Genomic DNA, 21,232 nt, shown 5'->3' with positions numbered 1-21,232 from the left:
CACCAGAGCCGTTCTGTGCTGACGCCGAGACGGGGTCTTCACCTGCTGCGGCCGCTGCCCTCGAGCGCGCCGAGGGCAGCGGCCGCAGCGGAGGTCAGCAGAGCCCGTCGCAGCCGCCCACGCCCGGGGGAGCGGCGATGATCGGGCTGGGCAGGTCGGGGTGGCCCTCCGGCTGCGCCGTCGTGATCCGCTTCGGTTCGGTCAGCACGAACAGCTCACCGACGGTGCCGTCGACCAGCATGATCGTGGTCGGGTTGCGCGGGTCCTCGGGCTGCTCTTCCATGCCGGGGGCGTTCCAGCCGGGCACGACGTTGATCGCCGCGCCGCGCAGGCGCAGCGTGGCATCCACCATCTCCTGGGTGACCATCACGTTGTACGCCTGCTCGGGGTCGAGGTAGTGCGTCTGCTTCGAGCACTGTGTCCCGCTGGCGTCGCACACGGTGGTCGTCGTGGTCGTGGAGTGCGTCGACCCGTCGCCTGAGGTGTACTCGGTCGTCTCGGTGGTCCTGGTGCCCATCAGGTTGCCGTCTTCGTCGCGGACGTACTCGGTGGTGGAGGTGTAGGTCGTCTGCGAGCCGTCGGCTTCGAGGACCTGCTCGGTGTGCGTCGACTGGATCAGGTTGTCGTCGCTGTCGAGGACCTTCACGTCCTCGAACACGACCTCGGTGGTGCCCTCCTTGGTGGAGTAGCCCTGCGTCACGATCGTGCCGACCTTGTCTCCCTCGGCGTCGATGATCTCCTTGCTGACGCCGTCCTTGATGGGCGTGATGATCTCCTTGGACTCGTCGGCGTAGGTGCGTACCGTGCGGCCGCCCCATGCGGTGTCGACGTCGACGACCCCGCCGCCGTGGACGTGGTTGAGGGGGCTCTTGGCGCCGCCGCCGCTGATGAGGCTGACCTTGATGCCGCTCACCCGGACCTCCGCGGGCGCGTCGGCCGGTCGCAGGTCGTCGAGCCCGAGCGCGAACCCGTCGCGATCCGGTGAGATGCCGTACTCGGCCAGCTTCTCAGCGGAGATGCCCAGCCGGGTGAGCATGTCGGCGCGCTGGTGGACGGGGAAGGCCCCGAGCAGGTCGACGCCGAGTTCCTGACGCGCTTTCATGATCTCGGCGGGCACGAGGACCAGCGAGGCCAGGCCGTACTCGAACGACGGCAACTGCCGGGCGGTGAGCAGCTCGGCGATCAGCTCCAGGCCCGGTCGGCTGGCCGGATCGTAGGGGGCGGTGCCGGCTCGCAGCTCGTCGGCGTCGCAGACGCCGTCGTGGTCGGAGTCGACCACCGACCAGGCGACGTAGCAGGCCGTCGGGTCACACAGCCGCAGGGTGCTGTACTTGCGCGGCCTTTCCTCGGCGGCGCCCGCCGCAGTCGCGGTCAGAGCGACGAACGCGACAGCCGCCATACCGGCGCGGAACAGTTTCGGCATCATCGGCGAACCATCCCACCGCGTCTGCGCACCGCCCGCCGTCTGTCGGCAAACTGCCAGTGCGCGTCCGCGTGCCTGTCGCTGACGAGCTGGGAAGCGATGTGCTCTGCCCGGCAATGACCCGTGGCGACGGGTTGGTCAGCGCGCATCCTGCAGGCAAAAGCGTGGCAGGCAAGCGGTCATGACGACCCTCCACCCGCCATCGCAGGTCAGTATTCGCGGCGTCCCCTGACGATGGACATTCCCAGGAAGATCCCGATGATGAGGCCACCGCGGTCTCGTGGCCGGCCCGAGCCGTGGCAGTGCGTTCGCGGGCCGAGGCAGCCCAGCCATCATGGCCTCGACCTGCCCGCCGACAGATAACCCAGTTGCTTGGCCGGGCCGTGTCGCTGCGGGCTGCGGCGCTTGTCCGCTGTCAGCAGGCCGACTGATGTTACGTGTGAGCACTGATGTTGCGCCGTAGCTGGGTTTCTACCGTCTACGGGGTCAGGACCTGCGGCAGAAGGAGAAAGACGTGACACTCAGGCGATGGCTGTGGACGGCGCTGCTCGGCGTACTCGGATTGGCTACCGCTGCGATACTGGTCGTGCCGACCCCGGCCCATGCGACGGTGACCGGTTTCCAGGGGGCGCAGGGTTCGTGGGGCTGGACCGACGTCAACGGCGACGGCCACTCCGATCTGTGCGGGCAGAGCGGCTGCCGGCTCGCGACGGCTACCGGGTTCGGTGCCACCTGGGCGTTGGGCGGTGACCTCGGCTGGGCGGCCGGGCGGGCGTGGATGGACTTCAACGCCGACGCCAAGGCCGACTACTGCCGGGTCGTCAACAGTGGAACGTTCTTCCTGCAGTGCACGGTCGCGGGGACGTCGGGTTTCGGTGCCACGTACACGTCTGGGGCGGTCGATCCCGGCTACGATGCCGGCCGTGCCTGGGTCGACGTGACGGCGGACTACGCCGCCGACTACTGCCGCTTGATCAATTCGGGTGGTTACCGGGTGCAGTGCACCCTGTCCACCCGCACGGGCTTCGGCGACACGTTCACCTCCGGCGTCCTTGACCCCGGCTACGACCAGGGCCGCACCTGGGCCGACGTCAACGGCGACAACCGCGCCGACTACTGCCGCATCGTCGGCAGCGGTACCAAGTACCTGCAGTGCACCCTGATCAGCGGCAGCGGGTTCGGGGCGACCATCACCTCGGCCGGGCTCGACCCGGGCTACGACGACAGCCGCCGCTTCGCCGACGTCAACGGCGACAGCCGGGCCGACTACTGCCGCATCGTCGGCTCGGCGCTGTACTCCTCGACGAACCTGCGCTGCACCCTGTCGACCGGCACCGGGTTCGGCCTGACGTTCACCTCGCCGACCCTGGACGCCGGCTACGCCAACACCGGCGGCTGGGCCGACGTCAACGCCGACGGCCGACAGGACTACTGCCGCATCGTCGGTGGCCCGCAGGCCCGCTGCACGCTGTCGACCGGCTCGGGGTTCGGCACCACCTTCAGCACACCGATCTCCGGCTACGGCTCGCTGGGCTGGACCGACTTCAACCTCGACTACCGAGCCGACGCCTGCCGGGTGGAGTCGGGGGTGCCACGCTGCACACTGTCCACCGGCAACGCCTTCGGGGTCACGTACGGCTGACCCGGCTACCCGCCGGCAAGCTGTGCCCGCCTCCCGCCCGGGAGGCGGGCACAGCCCTGTCAGCGCAATCGGCCACGCCACACGCCGTCGTCGTTGACTGCCGTAACGGCCCGGCCAAGAGACCCCACCGCCGAACAACGCCCCGCCGCCGCAGACCTCGCCGCGACCCTCCGCGAGCACCTGCCCGCCGACGTCGCCGCCGTGATGCCGCTGTTACGGCCGTGGCCTGTGGCGATGCCGGCAGGTAAGAGCACCTCGCCCCGGATCGCCTTACCGCAGTCATGGCACATGCGTCTGTCGCTGTACCCGGGTTACCCCGGGGCGTTGTGATGCGGGTTCACCTCCGAGTCGGTGGTTGCCGCGTCGGATCCGCGGTCGTCTGTTCCGGCGCAGGCGCCGTCGTCTTGCCTACCCGCGGGGTCGAGGAGACGGCGCTGCTGCGCGATCTCGGTCCGGCCTACGCCGAGTACGCGGCCACCCGCAAGCGGCTGATCCCGTTCGTCTGGTGACCGGTGGGCAGCGTGACCTGGCCGATCGATGTGCCGGTCTGGCCACGAGGCGAGCGGCGGTCACCTCGTCACGGGCTCGCTGCTGAGCTACTTCCTCATCCGCGAGAACCGCGAACTGCGAGCCGCCGAACAATAGGAACGGGGGCAGGGTCACCACTGGGCGATGAGCGGCGGGTCGGGCACGTGCCGCCGCCAGGCGTCGGTGAGGCGGGCCAGGCGGGTGGGCGCGGCGACACCGCGCACCGTGGTGATCCTGCCGTCGGCGATGTCGAACGTCACCGCGCCCACCACCTGGTCGCCGACGACGAACAGGACCGCCGGGGCGCCGTTGACGATCGTGTAGTGGACGGCGGGCGTGCCGCCGGCGAGTCGCCGCTTGGCGGGTGTCGGTGCGAACCCGGCCCGGGCGACGGCGGCGATCCGCTGGGCGGTGGTGTACCGCAGCAGCGTCGCGGTCAGCCCGGCGCCGTCGGAGATCGCGGTCGCGTCATCGGTGAGCAGCTCCACCAGTCGCTCGGTGCGGCCGGAAGAAGCGGCGGCGAGGAACTCCTCGACGATCCTGCGCGCCGCCGCCGGGTCGGTCTCCCCGCCGGGGCGGCGTACGGCCGTGATGCGGCCCCGGGCCCGGTGGAGGTGCTGCTGGCTCGCGGACTCGGTGATGTCGAGGATCCCGGCGATCTCGGCGTGGCTGTAGGAGAACGCCTCGCGCAGCAGGTACACGGCCCGCTCGTGCGGTGACAGGCGTTCCATCACGGTCAGCACCGCCAGGGACACCGATTCGCGCTGCTCGTACGTGTCGGCCGGGCCGAGCATCGGGTCGCCGGCCAGCAGCGGCTCGGGCAGCCACGCGCCGACGGCGCGTTCGCGGCGGTCCTGCGCCGAGCGCAGCCGGTCCAGGCACAGGTTGGTGACGACCCTGGTCAGCCACGCCTCGGGCACGTTGATGTGTCGACGGTCGGCGGCCTGCCAGCGCAGGTACGCGTCCTGCACAGCGTCCTCGGCGTCGGCGGCCGACCCCAGCAGCCGGTATGCCAGCGAGGCCAGCCGGGTGCGGCTGGCCTCGAACCGGCCGGTGTCGAAGCCGTCGACAACGGTGTCGTCCACGCGGACCACCCTAGGCGGTTACGCGAGCGCCCTGGCGGCGGACGCGTCGTGCGCGGCGGCCAGGCGGTGCCTGCGCTGGGGCAGGCCGAAGGTCGGGTGCCCGACGGCCCACAGCGACATCCACACGATGGCCGCCTTGATCCGCGCTGCCTTGCGGCCACCGACGTACCTGGAACCGGCCTGCGCCTGGGCGTCGACCGGCTGAAGGATCCCGTCGTGCCGCCCGAGGCTGATGTGGTTGCCCACGTAGCTCAGCGCGGTGTTCGCGACCTTGCGGCCGGTCAGGCGCCCCAGAATCGCTTCGGTGGCCTGACGGCCGGTGTAACCGGCCGAAGCGCACGACATCGGCAGCGGCAGCCCGTTGTCGCCGATGGCGTAGGCGCTGTCGCCGGCGGCGAACACGTCCGGATGCGACACCGAGCGCATGGTGCGATCGACGACGATCAGGCCGCTGCCGGTGACCTCCAGCCCGCCGGCGGCGGCGATGGAGTCGACCGCGAAGCCGGCCGTCCACACCGTCGCATCCGACGCCAGAGCTGCACCGTCGGCGCATAGAACACCCGTCGCCTCGACGGCCTGGACGACAGTGTGTTCGACGACGGTGATGCCCAGCCGCTCGCAGGCCCGGCGCAGGTGACCCCGGGCTCCAGCGGACAGTCGGGCACCCAGCTCGCTGCTGGCGACCAGCGTCACGGACAGGCCGGGCCGGGCTTCGGCGATCTCGGTGGCGGTCTCGATGCCGGTCAGCCCGTCGCCGACGATCAGCACGCGGCCGCCCTCGCCGCGCCCGTCCAGGCTGTCCAGGCGCTCACGCAGGCGCCGCGCCGAGGGCCGGGCTGCGACGTCGTAGCCGTGCTCGGCTACGCCGGGCACGTCATGGCCGGCGGCGTGGCTGCCCAGCGCGTACAGCAGGGTGTCGTAGCCCAGCACACCGCCGCCGTCGGCGTCGGCCACCGCGACGACCCGCCGGTCGGGATCGACGGCGGTGACACGGGCCACGTGCAACCGGACCCCGGTGCCGTCGAAGACGTCGGCCAGCCTCGGGGCCTCGATGTCGCGGCCGGCCGCGAGCTGGTGCAGCCTCAGCCGCTGGACGAAGTCCGGTTCCGCGTTGACCACTGTGATTTCGGCGTCGGCCGGGGACAGCCGGCGGGCCAGGGTTCCGGCCACGTAGGCCCCGGCGTACCCGGCGCCGAGGACGACGATGCGGTGTCTCATCTGCTGCTCCTGTCGGTTTGCTTGACTCCCGTGAGTTGAGCGGGACAGCTCGCCGATTGCTGACAGGACCCGGGTATGGCATGGGTCACTACCCGGCATTACCTGCCGGGTAATCGACCGCGCGCACCCGGCAGGGCAACGTGGCAGGCATGACATACGACGCACTGACCGCGCCTGTCCCGTCCCGAATGCTGCGCACCGTGCTGCGGATCGACTCGATCGCTGGGCTAGTGTCCGGAGCCGGGCTCGTCGCCGCCGCTCCCACGTACGCCGACCTGTTCGGCCTGCCCGTCGCCGTGGCGGTTCCCGTGGGCCTGTTCCTGGTGGCCCTGGCCGGGTTCATCTGGTTCGCCGCGACCCGTCTCGACGCCTGGGCCGTCACCGCCGTCATCGTGACCAACGTGTACTGGGTGCTGCTCAGCGCGGTCGTGCTGGCGACCGGCGCCATGCCGCTGACGACGGCAGGGACCGTGTTCGTCGTCGCCCAGGCCGCCGGGGTCGGGCTGCTGGCCGAGCTGCAGTACGTCGGCCTGCGGCGCACCCGGCGGTGATCGCAGTCGACGTTAGGGTGGGCGGCGTGACAACCATCCACCCGGTCGGCGTCCAGCTGCGTCAGTGGCGGGAGCGGCGCCGCTACAGCCAGCTCGAACTGGCCGGCCTCGCCGAGATCTCCACCCGCCACCTGAGCTTCGTCGAGACCGGACGGTCCACGCCGAGCCGGGACATGGTCCTGACCATCACCGACCACCTGGAGGTGCCGCTGCGGGAACGCAACAAGCTCCTGCTCGCGGCAGGCTACGCGCCGGTGTACGCGGAATCGGCGTTCGACGCGCCACAGCTGGAACCGGTACGGGCCGCCCTGCGCCAGGTCCTCGACGGCCACGAACCCCATCCCGCGATCGTCTTCGACCGGGCCTGGAACCTGGTCGAGGCCAACAGCGCACTGTCGCTGTTCACCGACCTGATCCCACCGCACCTGCTGACGCCGCCTGTCAACGTGCTGCGCACCGCCCTGCACCCCGACGGTCTGGCAAGGCACATCGTCAACATCGGTGAGTGGCGGGCGCACCTGCTGACGCGACTTCGGCGACAGATCGAGATCACCGCCGACCCCGGGCTCACCGCACTGCACCGGGAGCTGGCCGGATATCCGTGTCCGGAGCCGGAGCCGGCGGTGGAGCTGCCCGGGCCGGGGGAGATCCTCGTGCCGCTGCGCCTTCGCGTCGGCGATCGGGAGCTACGGTTCTTCAGCATCATCGCGACCTTCGGCACGCCGATGGACGTCACCCTGGCCGAGCTCGCCATCGAATCGTTCTACCCGGCCGATCCGGCGACCGCCGACCTGCTGCGCGACCGGCCCGTCCGATAGTGTCCCGCCACGGCGTCCTCGCCGGCACCGCCGGCATCCCGTCCGTCCCTGGCCCGCGCTCACGTACCGGGGGGTGAGCGGGGTCAGCTGCTGGATGTCGTGGCGCGCCCGCAAATCCTTGATCACGGCCGAGCGATCGTCGATGCGCCGACAACCCGCGCAAGCGGTGCCGCATGATCCTGGGCGACCTCGCTTCGACATGAGATGCCGGGGTTGCGACGTGGAGCACCTGGCCGGGCTTCGATCACTTGCAGGTGCGCACAGTTGTATGCGGCGCGGTCGAAGTTCGGTGGTCTGCCGCTGGCGCAACCGCGCCGCTTCCGGTTGGCGATCTGGTCACCACCAGCGCCGTGCAAGACCGCGATGCCGCCCGTGCGCTGCTGTGGGCGATGCGCACCTGCTTCTCCCGGCGTGATCAAGGTCTGGGCCGACGCTGGATATGCAGGTCAACTCGTCGGGTTGGCCGCCGTCGCGCTGTCGACTGGACGCGTAGCGTCCCCGAGCGCACTGTCTGAATGGCGACATTTCGCGGTGACCAGCCGGGTATCTCGGGGCCACGCCACCTCCCTTATCAGGTGACGGCGGACGGCCCGCCGAACCGGGAGGTACCCGATGCACCACATCCACCCGCCCACCACGCGCCGCCGGCCTCTGGCCACGCGGCTGGCCGCGGCACTCGTCGCCGCGCTGTCAGCGCTCGCCCTGCCGGCGCTGACGCCGACCCCGGCGGCAGCCATCGACGGTGGCTACCTGGTCACCACCAACGAGTTCGCCTACGTCGCCGAGATCCGCAACACCGTGGCCGGTGGCCTGTGCACCGGTTCGCTCATCCACCCCAGCTGGGTGCTCACCGCCGTGCACTGCTCCGTGCCGACCTCGGTCGGGGACATGACCGTCCGGGTCGGCAACATCTACGCCGGCAGCGGCGGCCAGGTGCGGCGGATCTCCCGGATCCTGCGTCACCCCGACTACACCGGCGGGCACAACGACGTGGCCCTGCTGGAGCTCGCGACACCGATCACCAACATCACCCCGGTCCGGCTCGCGGACCCGGCCTACGCCTACCTGTGGGACGGCTACCAGGGCGGCCCCTTCACACAGTACGACCAGGGTATCGCCACCGGCTGGGGGCGCGACGTGAACGGCCAGCTCGCAACCCAGCTCAAGTATGTCGGCGTGTTCATCACCCCATCGCGGCTCGACAACCTCGGGATCAAGCGGATCATGGTGGACCGGGGGCCGTGCCCGGGCGACAGCGGTGGGCCGCTGCTCGTGAACCTCAACAGCACGCTGGTGCAGGTCGGCGTGTTCAAAGGCGGGGTGTGCGGCGGCGAATCTTCGTACAGCGAGATCGGTGCCGGGACCAACCGGACCTGGTTGAACAGCCAGCTCACGGCCGTGCCGTACACGCCGTTCGGGCTGGCCGACTGGGACCGCGACGGCCACCAGGACCTCATCGCCCGCCACACCCCCAGCGGCGACCTGTGGCTCTACCCCGGCGAGAGCCGCCGCGGGTACAGCTACGCCACGCCGGTGCGCATCGGCATCGGCTACAACGGTTACAGCTTCTTCGGCAGCGCCGACTGGGACCGCGACGGCCACCAGGACCTCATCGTCCGTCACGACGCCACCGGTGACCTGTGGCTGCACCCGGGCGAGAGTCGCCGCGGGGGCAGCTACGCCACGCCGGTGCGCATCGGCAACGGCTACCAGGGCTTCACGGCGTTCGGCGCGACCGACTGGGACCGCGACGGGCACCAGGACCTGATCGCACGCAACGACACCACCGGAGACCTGTGGCTGTATCCGGGCGAGAGCCGGCGCGGCTACAGCACCGCGACGCCGGTGCGTATCGGCAACGGCTGGAACAGCTACACCTCGTTCGACCTGGCCGACTGGGACCGCGACGGCCACCAGGACATCCTGGCGCGCGACAACGACAGCGGCCACGTGTACATCTATCCCGGCGACAGCCGGCGCGGCTACAGCAGCGCCGCCAGGGTGCTGATGCGCAGCGGGTACAGCGGCTACACGCCCTTCGGGGTGGGCGACTGGGACCGCGACGGCCACCAGGACCTGATCACCCGCAAGGACGCCACCGGTGACCTCTACCTGCACCCGGGGGAGAGCCGGCGCGACTACAGCTACGCCTCGCTCGTCCGTATCGGCAACGGCTGGTAGCACGCGACGTCCCTCGACCGGCTCCGGGCATGCCCCAGGCGGCCCGGAGCCGGCCTGTCGTGTCCCTGTGATCGTCAGACGTACTGGCTGACCGGGACCATCAACGGCCGCCGCGACAGCGAGGACACCCCGCTCCAGAGCACCCGGCGGGCATGTCGAAGAGCCGCACGCCGACCCCAGATTCACGGCCTGCCGAACGGTACGCGGCCCCATCTGGCGATGGCCGAAACGTTATGAGCGTCGATGCTGCTGAAAGTGTCACTGCTTTGTGACAAGCCCAACTCCGCCCGCCCATCGGCTGGAAGTATCCCAGGTCAAAGACTCGGATAACGATCTCGGTCGGTTACTCGGCGCAGGCCACGGGTATCGGCGGGCTGTAGCCGCGAACCCGCGGCCCGCCTTGGAGGTGACCACCATGGGTATCGGCGCAAGCATCTTCCTGATCGTGCTCGGCGCGATCTTCACGTTCGCGCTGGACTTCGATATCGCCGGCATCGACATCGACGTGATCGGCTGGATCTTCATGATCGGCGGTGTGCTCGGCCTGCTGTTCACGACCCTGATCTGGGGGCCGCGCAACCGCGCCACGATCGTCAGCGAGCCGACGCACGTGCGCCGCGTCGAGGAGCGCACCGACATCTGACACCCCGGCGGCGCCCCCGCCGGCCGGTGACGCCGGCGGGCGCCGCCGACGGCGGGGGAGGTGCACGTGCGGCGCTTCGAGGTGGTCGCCAATCATGACGTGTGGGACGTCCTCGACGCCGACCACGTCGTCGGCATCCACCGGCGCAAACCCGAGGCCGTCCGGCAGGCCGTAGCCGCCGCCCGCGCCAGCGCCCCCGCACGGCTGGCAGTGGTCGCCGCCGACGGCCACATCGAGAACATCACCGATTTCGATGCCGACGGGGCCGCCACGGCCGAGCCCACTTTCCGTGGTCGGGCACCTGACCGCTGACGGCACTGCCTTCGTGCGGTCGCGCAGCACCACCACCCCTGTTCATCTGCTCGCCGCATCGGAGACCGCGGTCATGACTGTCAGCAGGCGCATCGGACGCGCCACCGTCGCCCGGCACATCGGCCGCGCCCGGCCCCGCACCATCGACCCGCCCGCGGCGGCCGGCGTGGCGGCTGTCGCCGCAGACGCCACCAGACGCATGCCCGCACCCGCACCCATCGCGCCGGTGTTCGTCGACGACACCGGCCGCCGACGCGGCCGCATCCGCATCGTCGTGCTCGCCGTCGCGGCGCTGCTGGTGGCCGCGGCCGCCGCCGTATGGCTCAGCATCTCGGCCGCGCCGGTGCACCCGGACCCCGCCCCGGCCGGCACCTGCCCGACGGCGTCAGGCCCGAGGTGTGCCCGGTGAGTGTCTACCTGAGCAGCAACAGCGCCCCCACCGAGGATGAGCCGGCAGTGACCAGCAGGATCAGCGGCCGCCGCCCGGTGGGCCGGTGGCTGCGCAGGCTCGCGGCCGTGGGCCTGGTAGGGGTGTTCGTCACGCTGCTGCTGGTGCAGGCCTACACCAACGCCTCATTCGCGCCCGACAACACCACCGTGGCAGCCGGCAGCGACGCTGCCGTGCCCGCACAGGTACGCGACGGCGGCCCCGCGATCACCACCACCGGCCGACCCGCCACCACCCAGCCCGCCCGGGACCGGATCGCGCTGACCTTCGACGACGGCCCCGACCCCGTCTGGACGCCGCAGATCCTCGACCTGCTGGCCCGCCACCGGGTCCAGGCCACGTTCTTCGTCGTTGGAGCGCAAGCCGCCCGCTACCCGGAGCTGACCCGGCGCATCGTCGCCGAAGGCCACGAGATCGGCGTGCACACCTTCACCCACCCCGACCTGACCGCGATCTCCCCATGGCGGCGCGACCTCGAATACACCCTGACCCAGCTCGCGATCGCGCACGCGACCGGCGTCAAGACCACCCTGTTCCGGCCCCCGTACTCGTCCTCGCCCGACGCCGTGCGCGACAGCGACTGGCAGGTGCTGCAGCAAGCCGGGGCTGCCGGCTACCTGACGGTACTGGAGAACGCCGACAGCCGTGACTGGGCCCGGCCCGGGCAGGCGGCGATCGTCGCCAACGCCACCCCGCGTGACGGCGGGGCGATCGTGCTGCTGCACGACGCCGGCGGCGACCGGGCGCAGACCCTGGCCGCGCTGGGCCGCTACATCCCGGCCATGCGCGAGCGCGGCTACCGGTTCACCACCGCCTCCCAGGCACTGGCCACCACGCCGGCGGCCCCGGCGCACCAGCCGGCCGGCGTCGGCGACCGGTGGCGCGGACACATCCTCGTCGGGACCATCGCCGCATCCGACGCGATGATGGGCGGCCTGTGGTGGATCCTCATCGCCGTCGGGGTGCTCACGCTGGCCCGGACGCTGCTGATGTTCGCCGTCGCGCTGCGCACCCGCCGCCGCCCGTCCTGGCAGCCCGGGCCGCCGGTCACCGCACCCGTGTCGATCATCGTGCCGGCCTACAACGAGCAGGACACCATCGCCGCGACCGTGCGTACCCTGGCCGCGTCGGCGTACCCGCAGCTGGAGATCGTCGTCGTCGACGACGGCTCCACCGACGACACCGCCGCCACGGTCGAGGCGCTGGGCATGGACAACGTCCGGCTCGTACGGGTCCCCAACGGAGGCAAGGCGCTCGCGCTCAACACCGGAGTCGCCCTGGCCCGCCACGACCTGGTCGTGATGGTCGACGCCGACACCGTGGTCGAGCCCGACGCGCTCGCGCGGCTGGTCGAGCCGTTCGCCGACACCGCTGTGGGTGCGGTCGCCGGCAACGTCAAGGTCGGCAACCGCCGTCGGCTGCTGGCCCTTTTCCAGCACATCGAGTACGTGATCGGGTTCAATCTCGACCGGCGGCTCTACGACGCCCTCGGCTGCATCCCGACGATTCCCGGCGCGCTGGGGGCGTTTCGCCGGCAGGCCCTGACCGACGCCGGCGGGCTGTCGATCGACACCCTGGCTGAGGACACCGACCTGACCATGGGCATCCTGCGCGCGGGCTGGCGGGTGGTCTACCAGCAGCGCGCCCGCTGCCACACCGAAGCACCCACGACGCTGCGGCAGCTGTGGCAGCAGCGCTACCGGTGGAGCTACGGCACCATGCAGTCGATGTGGAAGCACCGCCGCAGCGTCATCGAAGGCGGGGCCTCCGGCCGGTTCGGCCGCCGCGGCCTGACCCTGATCGCCGCGTTCAGCGTGCTGCTGCCGCTGTTCGGGCCGATCCTGGACCTGCTCACGATCTACGGCTGGTTCTTCCTCGACCGCACCAGCACCCTCTACGGCTGGCTCGCGGTCCTCGCGGTGCAGATCGCCACCGCGATCCTGGCGTTCCGCCTGGACAGCGAGCCGCTGCGCCCGCTGTGGGCGCTGCCGCTGCAGCAGCTGGTCTACCGGCAGCTCATGTACGCCGTCCTGCTGCGCTCAGCGACCACCGCCATCGCCGGACGCAGGTTGCGCTGGCAGAAGATGCACCGCACCGCCGAAGTCGCCGCCCGCGCCTGAACCAGGAGGACCCACCATGACCAGCACGGCAACGTCGCCGTGGCAGGCAGGCACCCTGCTGGAGGACCGCTACCTGCTCACCGAACCCGCCGGACGCGGCGGCAGCGCCACCGTCTGGCACGCCCGCGACGAACGACTCGGGCGCATGGTCGCCGTCAAACTCCTCAAGACCGAACTGCTCGACGCCGACGCCGCGCTGGCCCGCCTGCAGGTCGAAGCGCAGGCACTGGCAAGGCTACGCCACCGCAACATCGCCGACGTGTACGACTTCGGAACCGCCTACAAGGGCGGCCGGCTGAGCGCGGCGTACCTGGTCATGGAACTCATCGACGGCGTCCCGCTCACGCAGTCGCTGGCCGAGCAGCGCAGCCTGCCGTGGCAGCAGGCGGCGCGGGTCGGCGCGCAGACCGCCGACGGGCTGGCCGCCGCACACGCCCGCGGCGTCGTGCACCGCGACATCGCCCCGGGCAACATCCTGCTCACCGCCGACGGCGTGAAGATCATCGACTTCGAGCTGTGCGCACCGGCCGGAAGCGACGAGTACGACGCCGACGGCCAGCTCATCGGCACACCGCCCTACGTCTCACCCGAACGGCTCGACGGCCGGTCCGTCCAGCCGGCCGCCGACGTCTACGCCCTCGGCGTGCTGCTGTACCGGATGCTGTCCGGAACCCTGCCGTGGCGGGCCGACAACGCGGTCGCGCTGATGACCGCCCCGCGGCTGCGCCCACCCACGCCGCTGCCGCCCGTGGCGGGCCTGCCGCAGGAACTGGCCGACGCCGTCGCGGCCTGCCTGGCCGACGAACCCGGCCAGCGGCCCACCGCCGCCGACCTCGCCCACATGCTGGCCGCGCACACCCCCGAGGACGTACCCGCCGTCGTCGCCGTCCCCGCCGCCGCCGATGAGCAGGAGACCCACATCCTGCCGTGGCAGCCGGCCGACAACCGCCGCCGCCACCGCCACCTCGCCGCCGCACTGGCCACCGCCGCCGTGGTAGCAGGCGTGGCCTGGGCCGCGAGCACGCGAACCGACCCGCCGCCGCAGGTCGGCGCCGCGCCGCCGTCACCGCAGCCCAGCCCGGCCGGTTGCACGGCGGTGTACCGGCTGCTGAGCGACGACGCCGGCCGGTACACCGCGAACCTCACCATCACCAACACCAGCGGCACACCGGTCACCGGCCCGGTCACCTTCACCGTCCCCGGCGGCCAGCGCGTCGACGCCGCGCACGGCTGGTCTCAGCGCAACCGCACCGCCCGCAACGACACCGCTGGCACGGTGGATCCGGGCAAGTCGGCGACCCTGGCGCTTGCCGGCACCTACGCCGGCACCAACCCGCTGCCCGTGGCTTTCCAGCTGGCAGGCATGCCGTGCACGCCCACGCTGCTGAGCATGTCTGGCAGCCCGCTGCCCCTGCCCTCCACCGGCACCGCTGGCGCCTCACCCGGCCCCTTCCCGGCCAGCCCGGGAGGTCAGCCCGGCGGGGAACCCAGCCCGGCGGTCTCTGAGGCGGCACCGCCGACTCCGCCGCCTTCTTCGCAGGCCCCACCATCGCCGCAACCCACGCCGGCCGAGCCTTCGCCCGGCCCGAGCAACCCCGGCAACGGCAAAGGCGGGCCCAGACCATCGGCGGACGGAGAGCACAGCGCGGTGCAGCCCGATGACCTCCTCTGATACTGCCGGCCTGACGGGCCAGCCCGTCACCGGCTTATGAGATCAAGCGGAGCCTGGCGGCGGTCCACCCGGCGCCGTACCGCGCACGCCGGCGGCTGCACGGGCGGGGCAGGCTCGTGCTCTCACCCGTCGTGAGCACGTCTAGGCTGCGCGAATGCTGATCGCCCGCTCCATCGTCCTGTTCGCCGTGGCGGCTTTGTTCGAGATCGGCGGGGCGTGGCTGATCTGGCAGGGCTGGCGCGAGCACCGCGGCCTGTGGTGGATCGCCGCGGGCGTCATCGCCCTGGGCGCCTACGGGTTCGTGGCCACGTTCCAGCCGGATGCGAACTTCGGCCGGATCCTGGCCGCCTATGGCGGAGTGTTCGTCGCAGGCTCCCTGGCCTGGGGCATGATCGTGGACAAGTTCCGGCCCGACCGCTACGACATCGTCGGCGCCGTGATCTGCCTGGCCGGCGTCGCGGTCATCATGTACGCGCCACGTAGCCACTGAGACGACGCACTGCTTTAGGGGAGCAGTCGACGCTGACCGCAGTTCGGTACTCGCCGCGTCACCGCTCGCGTTCACAGGCCAACGTCGCTGTGTCTGGCCCGAGGTGGCCGCGCTGTTGACGGTGCTTGCCCGCATCGCGTTGGCGGCGTCGGAGGGTGCGGGAAGGCAGCCATGTCGGCATGCCGAGCACTACCGGCCCCGCGTGCCGCGCCCAGTGCTAGCTGATCAACGTGGCCCCAGCGAGGTCGCTCGACGTTGTACACCACGGCTGATGCCTGGAAGGGCTGGAGTCCACACGGTACGGTTGGGCCAGGCAAGTCGCAGCGCTCTCCGGATTCAGCCCGAGCCAAGGACGATTTGTGACCACCGAAGCACGCCACCCGACCGATCTGTCCGTCTGGCACTCCGAGCCACCGTTTCCCGACGAACTGCTGACCGGGACCCACGACCGCTCACACGTGTGGGGCGAGTTCACCGAAGCGATGCTCGATCCCTCCGTGCTCCTCCGTGAGATAGTCGTCTATCCCGGCGCCCGCACCTCGATCCATTGCCACATGCACCAGTCGGAGCTGAATATCGTGGCCGAGGGCGCGGTTGAGATCCTCCTCGGCACACATCCCGCGAAGTTGCGGACCCGGCTCGTCATGGCAGGTCACGCCTACCGGGTGCCCGCCGGGACCTATCACGCGGTCCGGTTCGCTCGCCCGGCACATCCCGCGACCCGGCCCTGGGCCCGGCTTTTCGAGCTCGTGACGGGGTTCGCCGCACCTGACGACATCGAGCGCCACGAGCCGGCGGTGCCCGGCGGCCCCCCTCCGGATGGCAACCCCTTCCTCGGTGGCCTGGTCCGGGTGCGCCCGTGACGTCAGACCCGTTACGTGTGGCGCTGTCCCTGCGTGGGTACGACGAGTCGGTCACCAATGTGGCCGCCCGGTACACGACGGCCATGGCTGCGGCGCTGGGACAGGCCGGGCACCAGGTGACGATCTTCGCTGAGGCGCCAATACCTGGCCACATACACCAGGTGCTGCCGGCGTCGCGAGAGCCGGGCGAGTACCTCAGCCCCGATCACGAGTACGCCGACCGGCTGGCCGAACACCTCGCCGCGCTCGGCCCGTGGGACGCGATAGACATGCCCGCCGTGGGCGGCGAAGGACTAAGCGTGACCCGCGCCCGACGACTGGGCTGCAACTTCAGGCGGACTGTGGTGGCGACCAGGCTGCACGGGCCGCCACCGGGCGCGCCGGACGAGCAGACCCCGGTCAGCTTCCGCGACGACCTCCGCCACGCCGCTGAGCGGTACGTCCTCGAACACGCGGACGTGGTGAGCACCGATGGCACGGCCGCCGGTGCCGTGCGGGGCCCGACCATACTGAGCTGGCCTACGCCTATCGACCCGGGCTGGCTCGACGAAGAACAGCCCACGCTCGACCGGCCGGTCCGACGTGTGCTCTTCCTCGGGGAGATCTCCAGCACGTCGGGATACGACACTTTTCTCGCGACCGCCCGCCTGGTCGAGGCGACAGTGCCGGGCTTCCGGTTCGAGGTGCACGGCCCGGACACCCCCACCGATCCGTTCGGGCGCTCATACCGTCGCTGGGCGGACCGGCACACCTCGCTGGACGGGGTGGCAGTCACGTGGCACGCGGCGCCGAGTGTCGCGCGTTTGCGCGAACTGCTCGCCGAGCCGGCAATCTGCCTGTTTGCATACTCTGCCGCCCGATACCTGCCTGACATCGTCGCCGCCTGCGGGGGCGTGCCGCTGACGGCCGCCGCTGTCGGGAGTGGTACGAGCACGGTGCCGGCCACGTCGCTGCTGCGGCACGCCGATGACCACGCCCTGCTCAGCGCGGTCCGTGAGCAGGCCCGCCAGCGGGTGGCCCAGCAGTGCCACCCGGCCGCCGTGGCCCGCCTGGCCGAACGCGGGTATCGCCGCGCCCGCGCGGACCGCAGCGAGCGCCGGAGCCGCACCATTACTGCCCCGCGGGTATCCGTCGTGATTCCGCTCTACAACCAGGGCCGCTATCTGTCCGAGACCATCGCGTCGGCACGGGCCTCCACTCATCCGGAGTTGGAGATAGTCGTGGTCGACGACGGGTCCACCGACTCGCACACCAGGGACGTCTTCGACGCGTTACGCGACGTGATCAAGGTGCGTCAGCCCAACCGAGGGCTCGGCGCCGCCCGCAACGCTGGCATCGCGCACGCCTCGGCCGACTACATCCTTCCGCTGGACGCCGACGACCTGATCGACCCGTCGTTCGTCGGCGTCGCGCTGGAGGCGCTACGCCGCAACCCTGAACTGGGCTACGTCAACAGCTACGTGCGCAATTTCGGCCTGTTCGACAGCAAATTCGCTGGCTTCGGCAACGTGCTCGAGCTGATGCTGTTCATGCATACCGACGGGCCGTACACCGGGGTCTACCAGCGGGCCGCGCTCGCGGCGGTCGACGGCTACGACGAGGACATGCCCGGTTTCGAGGACTGGGACCTGCAGCTGCGTATAGCCAAAGCGGGGTATGACAGCGACGTCATCCCCGTCGAGCTGATCCGCTACCGGCGCCATGGCGAGTCGATGGTGTTCCGGTCCAGCAACCCGATGCGGATCCCCCAACTGCAGTACCTGTTCCGCAAGCACCAGGACGTGTTCGCCCCCAGGGCCGAATCGGTCGCACTGCGGCTCATCGACTTATGGAAGAGCCGGCTCGAGGTCAGCCAGTCGGCCCGGTTCACCTCAGGACTGACGAGGTAGGTCTGCGATGTTCTTCGCAGGGTCCAACGTCGCGACATACCGCGTGCATACGCCCGGCGGCGAGCGCCTCGCCGCAGTGCGCTGCGTCAAGTTCGCCAACCTCACCGAACGCGCCACGACACCGGGCGTCAGCTTCGTCTGGTACGGAGAGGGCGTCCGGGCCGGATACGCGTACCGGCACTTCGGCGAGGCCTTTCAAGATCCCCGCAGGTGCTACGGCCATGCGGCATACCTGCAGGGCAACGGCGAGGAACTGCATGGACACGTCGACCATCTGACGTTTCACCCCACCGGCCCGCCTGAAGGACCGCCCGAACGCATCGCCGTCACCGGCGACTGGACCGAGACTTGGCTGCTGGAGCCCGATGGGCTCGTGACCGAGTACACCGCTCTGCCCGGCCGGATCGTCACCGCGGGGCCCTGGTTCGACCACTTCAGCGTGCTGGAGAAGGCCGGCACCCACGGCGCTGGCCACCGGTACATGCTGAGTTCCGGCAGCTGGCTGGGATCCGGCACCTGGCGGGGCGTGCCGTACCTGCATCTGGGCACCTTCATCGGGGACCCGACCGCGCCCGGGAGCCCGGTCTCCTTCGGCGCCGCCGACATCTGCTTCCAACGCGGGTTCTGCGGGCAGGTGCGCTGGGGGGCGATGCTGCTGCGGCCCGCGGCGCGCTTCCCCGCCGGCACGCTCGAGGTCGTCGGCGGCTGGACCGAGGTCTGGACACCGCGGCGCTCGCGCACGCCCTGCGCGCTCGCCGACGTCCCTGTCCTGCCATTCCGGTCATGACCGGCGCGGCGCACATCGTGCTGATCCACTGGACCATGCCGCCAGCCGTGGGCGGGTCGGAGTCGCACGTCGCGGACGTCGCAGCGGCCCTCGCCGCCGCGGGGCGCCAGGTGACCGTCATCACCGGCGAGCAACACGCGCTGCCGGTGCCGGGCTGCCGCACCATCAGCGTCGACACGCTGCGTTTCGACCGCCTGTGGCACCACCGCGGCGCATCGTCCGAACTCGAGGACGAGTTGTATGCCGAGCTGGGCATCGTGCTGGCGGCGCTCTCTCCCGACGTGGTGCACGCCCACAATCTCCATCAGATCCGGCCCGAGCCCGCCCGTGCACTGGCCCGGTTGCGCGCGGACCTTCGCCTGGTTGTGCACCACACGTTTCACTGCCACGCGCTCTGGCCGGCCGGGGCCGCTCTCGACCCGGGGGTGTTCACGGCCTGGGATGCCAACTACGTGCTTTCGGCGTTTGTGCACACCGAGCTGGCGCGCCTGGACATGCCGACGACGTTGCTTCCCAGCGGCGTGGACGTGGGCCGGTTCCGGAGCCGGCGGCCGTGCCTGAGGGCGGCAGCGCCACCGGTCTTGCTGCACCCCGCACGGCTGGTACCGGAGAAGGGCGCCGACGTCAGCCTCGCGGCGTTGCGTGCGCTCCGGGCCGACGGCGTGGCGGCGAAGTTAATCATCGCTGATGGCCCGACGCCCGACTGGGACGACGTCATCGGTCCGTACCGGCACGGGCTCGCGGCGGCCGTGGCGCGCTGGGGTCTGGCCGAGGCGGTGGAGTTTCGGCGGCTGCCCTACCGCGACATGCCCGGGGCATACGAGGAGGCGGACATCGTGCTCTACCCGGTGCGGTGGGACGAGCCGCTGGGACTGGTGCCGTTGGAAGCCATGAGCGCGCGTCGGCCTGTTGTCGCCAGCCGCTGCGGCGGCATTACTGGCACGGTGCGCCACACGAGCACGGGCTACCTGGTCCCGCCCGGCGACTGGCGTGCGGTCGCGCGCCGCATCCGCTGGCTGTTGCGGCACCCGGACGAGGCCCGCCGGACGGCGCGGCGGGCCCACCGCGAGGTGCGTGCGACGCATGATCTGACCGTCCACGTCGCCGACCTGCTGCGGCGCTACGACCTTACTTGCCGAACAGCCGCTGGGTGATCGTCGCGATCAGGACCACCTCGATGATCAGCCCGACGAACGCCTCGCCCGCAGCGATGATCGACAAGGGGTCGCCGGGTGCGAAGGTGTCCGGAAAGAATCCGCGGCCGTGGAAGGCCGTGACACTCACGACGAACGCCTCAAGCCCGGTGAGCCCGGCGCCGAATGCGTGGTAGAGCGCCGCGAACGTGCCGATGCAGGTGAGGTAGGCGATCAGTCCGCGGCTCGGCCGGTAGCCGTACCCCGACAGCGTACTGAGAAAGACTGAGAAGAGGTACTGGGGCGCGCGACGTGGCCCGGCATGAAGGAAGGCCCGGCGCTGGGCGACCTGGGCACGGTAGGCGAACCGGTTCGCTTCCTCGGTCATGCCCCGGCCGCTCAGCTCCTTGGCGACCTGACGTGACGCCCGGGCAGCCAACACGTACGCCTCCGCCCTGGTAGGACGGCCCTGCTTGCCGTCGGCGCGGCGCGCCACAGTCTCGTCGCCCAGCTGTCGCACCTCCGACCAGGCGAACGTGGTCAGATTCGCATCATTCCAGTGCGCATCGGCCACGATGAGGCCGTTCTCGCCGCCGCTGCCAGCGCGGATGCCGGTAAGGTCGGTCGCACCGTCCAGGAACGCCCGCGACAGATTCGCCAGCAGCAGCGACGCGCCCGCGAAGTTCGCGCCCTCCAGGTGCGCCTCGCTGAGGTTGGCGCGGTCCAGGAGCGCTTCCGACACGTTGGCCCCGTCCAGCCGGGCGCGCCACAGGGTGGCACCAGTGAGGTCGGCCGCGCTCAGCGTGGCACGCTCAAGGCGGCACCAGATCATCTGCGCGTCACGCATCCGGGCGCCGAGCAGGTTCGCCTCGACGAGGCTGGCCGCGCCGAGATATGCGCCGGTCAAATCCGCCTGCAGCAAGTCCGCGCGATCGAAACAGGCGTCGGGCATGCTCGCGCCGATCAGGCTGGTATGGGTAAGCGTAGCCCCGTCCAACCGGGCCCACATCAGCCCGCACCGGTCGAGGACGGCCGAGGCTAGCCTCGCATCGCGGAAGTCGGCGTGTTCGCACTCCGCACCGGTCAGCACGGCCTCGGTCAGGTTCGCCCCGCGCAGCGACGCCCGCTGCATGTTCGCCTCAGCCAGTCGGGCACCGCTGAGGTCGACACCGTCCAGCCGCAGACCCGACAGGTCCGCGCCCGTCGCATCGACCTCGCGCAGACGCAGCGGCGTGGCCCCGTCACCTCGGGCCGCAGCCGCCGCCAGCAACCACTGCACGTCGTCGCGCTGCAGATGGAGACCGCCGAGTTCGAAGACGTCGCCATCGGAGATCCGGCGCGCCGCGAGCACGCCGATCCTGTCCGCAGGCAGTGCCGGCCGCTGGTCCGCCATGGTTCGCGAGTCTCCCGGTGAAGGCGAGCCGAGAAG

18 protein-coding genes are annotated in these 21,232 nt (G+C 71.0%); 14 read left to right on the top strand and 4 right to left on the bottom strand.

All coding sequences use genetic code 11. The annotated features are described in order from the left end of the window. Window positions 1-94: 94 nt before the first annotated feature. A complete protein-coding gene (locus tag Cba03nite_RS16800) occupies window positions 95-1,426 on the bottom strand; it encodes an MBL fold metallo-hydrolase (protein ID WP_203746786.1) in 1,332 nt (443 codons plus the stop codon). A 511-nt stretch (window positions 1,427-1,937) separates the two neighbouring features. On the opposite strand from Cba03nite_RS16800, the gene Cba03nite_RS16795 reads away from it, so the two are divergent. Beyond that, on the top strand, window positions 1,938-3,065 hold the full coding sequence (locus Cba03nite_RS16795) for a hypothetical protein (protein WP_203746785.1): 1,128 nt from the start codon (window positions 1,938-1,940) through the stop codon (window positions 3,063-3,065). 659 nt (window positions 3,066-3,724) lie between these two features. Here the strand turns inward: Cba03nite_RS16795 and Cba03nite_RS16790 are convergent. Both Cba03nite_RS16790 and Cba03nite_RS16785 read right to left on the bottom strand, forming a co-directional pair. Beyond that, the gene (locus Cba03nite_RS16790; protein ID WP_203746783.1) at window positions 3,725-4,678 is read right to left on the bottom strand and encodes a sigma-70 family RNA polymerase sigma factor; all 954 of its coding nucleotides are present in this window, start codon (window positions 4,676-4,678) and stop codon (window positions 3,725-3,727) included. A gap of 18 nt (window positions 4,679-4,696) precedes the next feature. Continuing rightward, window positions 4,697-5,896: an NAD(P)/FAD-dependent oxidoreductase gene (locus Cba03nite_RS16785; RefSeq protein WP_203746780.1), complete on the bottom strand. Its 1,200-nt coding sequence runs from the start codon at window positions 5,894-5,896 to the stop codon at window positions 4,697-4,699. Window positions 5,897-6,045: 149 nt separating this feature from the next. Here Cba03nite_RS16785 and Cba03nite_RS16780 point away from each other — a divergent pair, with 149 nt between their 5' ends. The 13 genes from Cba03nite_RS16780 to Cba03nite_RS16720 all read left to right on the top strand — a co-directional run bounded on the left by Cba03nite_RS16780 (window position 6,046) and on the right by Cba03nite_RS16720 (window position 19,824). Next, on the top strand, window positions 6,046-6,447 hold the full coding sequence (locus tag Cba03nite_RS16780; protein WP_203746778.1) for a hypothetical protein: 402 nt from the start codon (window positions 6,046-6,048) through the stop codon (window positions 6,445-6,447). 26 nt (window positions 6,448-6,473) lie between these two features. After that, window positions 6,474-7,265: a helix-turn-helix domain-containing protein gene (locus Cba03nite_RS16775; protein WP_203746776.1), complete on the top strand. Its 792-nt coding sequence runs from the start codon at window positions 6,474-6,476 to the stop codon at window positions 7,263-7,265. 612 nt (window positions 7,266-7,877) lie between these two features. Continuing rightward, window positions 7,878-9,446, top strand: a complete 1,569-nt coding sequence (locus Cba03nite_RS16770; protein WP_203746774.1) for an FG-GAP-like repeat-containing protein — start codon at window positions 7,878-7,880, stop codon at window positions 9,444-9,446. 415 nt (window positions 9,447-9,861) lie between these two features. Beyond that, complete coding sequence (locus Cba03nite_RS16765; protein ID WP_203746772.1) at window positions 9,862-10,089, top strand: DUF6458 family protein; 228 nt, start codon at window positions 9,862-9,864, stop codon at window positions 10,087-10,089. A gap of 66 nt (window positions 10,090-10,155) precedes the next feature. Further along, a complete protein-coding gene (locus Cba03nite_RS16760) occupies window positions 10,156-10,401 on the top strand; it encodes a DUF2188 domain-containing protein (protein WP_203746770.1) in 246 nt (81 codons plus the stop codon). Window positions 10,402-10,474: 73 nt separating this feature from the next. Next, window positions 10,475-10,810, top strand: a complete 336-nt coding sequence (locus tag Cba03nite_RS16755) for a hypothetical protein (protein ID WP_203746768.1) — start codon at window positions 10,475-10,477, stop codon at window positions 10,808-10,810. Then, the gene (locus tag Cba03nite_RS16750) at window positions 10,807-12,969 is read left to right on the top strand and encodes a bifunctional polysaccharide deacetylase/glycosyltransferase family 2 protein (protein WP_239125794.1); all 2,163 of its coding nucleotides are present in this window, start codon (window positions 10,807-10,809) and stop codon (window positions 12,967-12,969) included. Before Cba03nite_RS16755 ends, Cba03nite_RS16750 begins: the two co-directional genes overlap by 4 nt. A 16-nt stretch (window positions 12,970-12,985) precedes the next feature. Continuing rightward, window positions 12,986-14,641: a serine/threonine-protein kinase gene (locus tag Cba03nite_RS16745; RefSeq protein WP_203746764.1), complete on the top strand. Its 1,656-nt coding sequence runs from the start codon at window positions 12,986-12,988 to the stop codon at window positions 14,639-14,641. Window positions 14,642-14,795: 154 nt separating this feature from the next. Continuing rightward, the gene (locus Cba03nite_RS16740) at window positions 14,796-15,131 is read left to right on the top strand and encodes a YnfA family protein (protein ID WP_203746762.1); all 336 of its coding nucleotides are present in this window, start codon (window positions 14,796-14,798) and stop codon (window positions 15,129-15,131) included. Window positions 15,132-15,490: 359 nt separating this feature from the next. Further along, a complete protein-coding gene (locus Cba03nite_RS16735; RefSeq protein ID WP_203746760.1) occupies window positions 15,491-15,994 on the top strand; it encodes a cupin domain-containing protein in 504 nt (167 codons plus the stop codon). Further along, window positions 15,991-17,883, top strand: a complete 1,893-nt coding sequence (locus Cba03nite_RS16730) for a glycosyltransferase (RefSeq protein WP_203746758.1) — start codon at window positions 15,991-15,993, stop codon at window positions 17,881-17,883. Before Cba03nite_RS16735 ends, Cba03nite_RS16730 begins: the two co-directional genes overlap by 4 nt. A 43-nt stretch (window positions 17,884-17,926) precedes the next feature. Further along, the gene (locus Cba03nite_RS16725) at window positions 17,927-18,670 is read left to right on the top strand and encodes a hypothetical protein (protein WP_203746755.1); all 744 of its coding nucleotides are present in this window, start codon (window positions 17,927-17,929) and stop codon (window positions 18,668-18,670) included. After that, on the top strand, window positions 18,667-19,824 hold the full coding sequence (locus Cba03nite_RS16720) for a glycosyltransferase family 4 protein (protein ID WP_203746753.1): 1,158 nt from the start codon (window positions 18,667-18,669) through the stop codon (window positions 19,822-19,824). The genes Cba03nite_RS16725 and Cba03nite_RS16720 overlap by 4 nt, the downstream gene beginning before the upstream one ends. Here Cba03nite_RS16720 and Cba03nite_RS16715 read toward each other — a convergent pair. Beyond that, window positions 19,799-21,196 (bottom strand): pentapeptide repeat-containing protein, encoded by a 1,398-nt coding sequence (locus Cba03nite_RS16715; RefSeq protein ID WP_239125793.1) that lies wholly within the window; start codon window positions 21,194-21,196, stop codon window positions 19,799-19,801. The two genes, Cba03nite_RS16720 and Cba03nite_RS16715, sit on opposite strands and share 26 nt — an antisense overlap. Between the last annotated feature and the right edge of the window lie 36 nt (window positions 21,197-21,232).

Origin of the sequence: Catellatospora bangladeshensis (assembly GCF_016862575.1) — a bacterium.
In the GTDB taxonomy this organism is placed as follows: domain Bacteria; phylum Actinomycetota; class Actinomycetes; order Mycobacteriales; family Micromonosporaceae; genus Catellatospora; species Catellatospora bangladeshensis.
The sequence above is the reverse complement of the archived record's forward strand: the minus strand, read 5'-3'. Positions and strand labels throughout refer to the sequence as shown.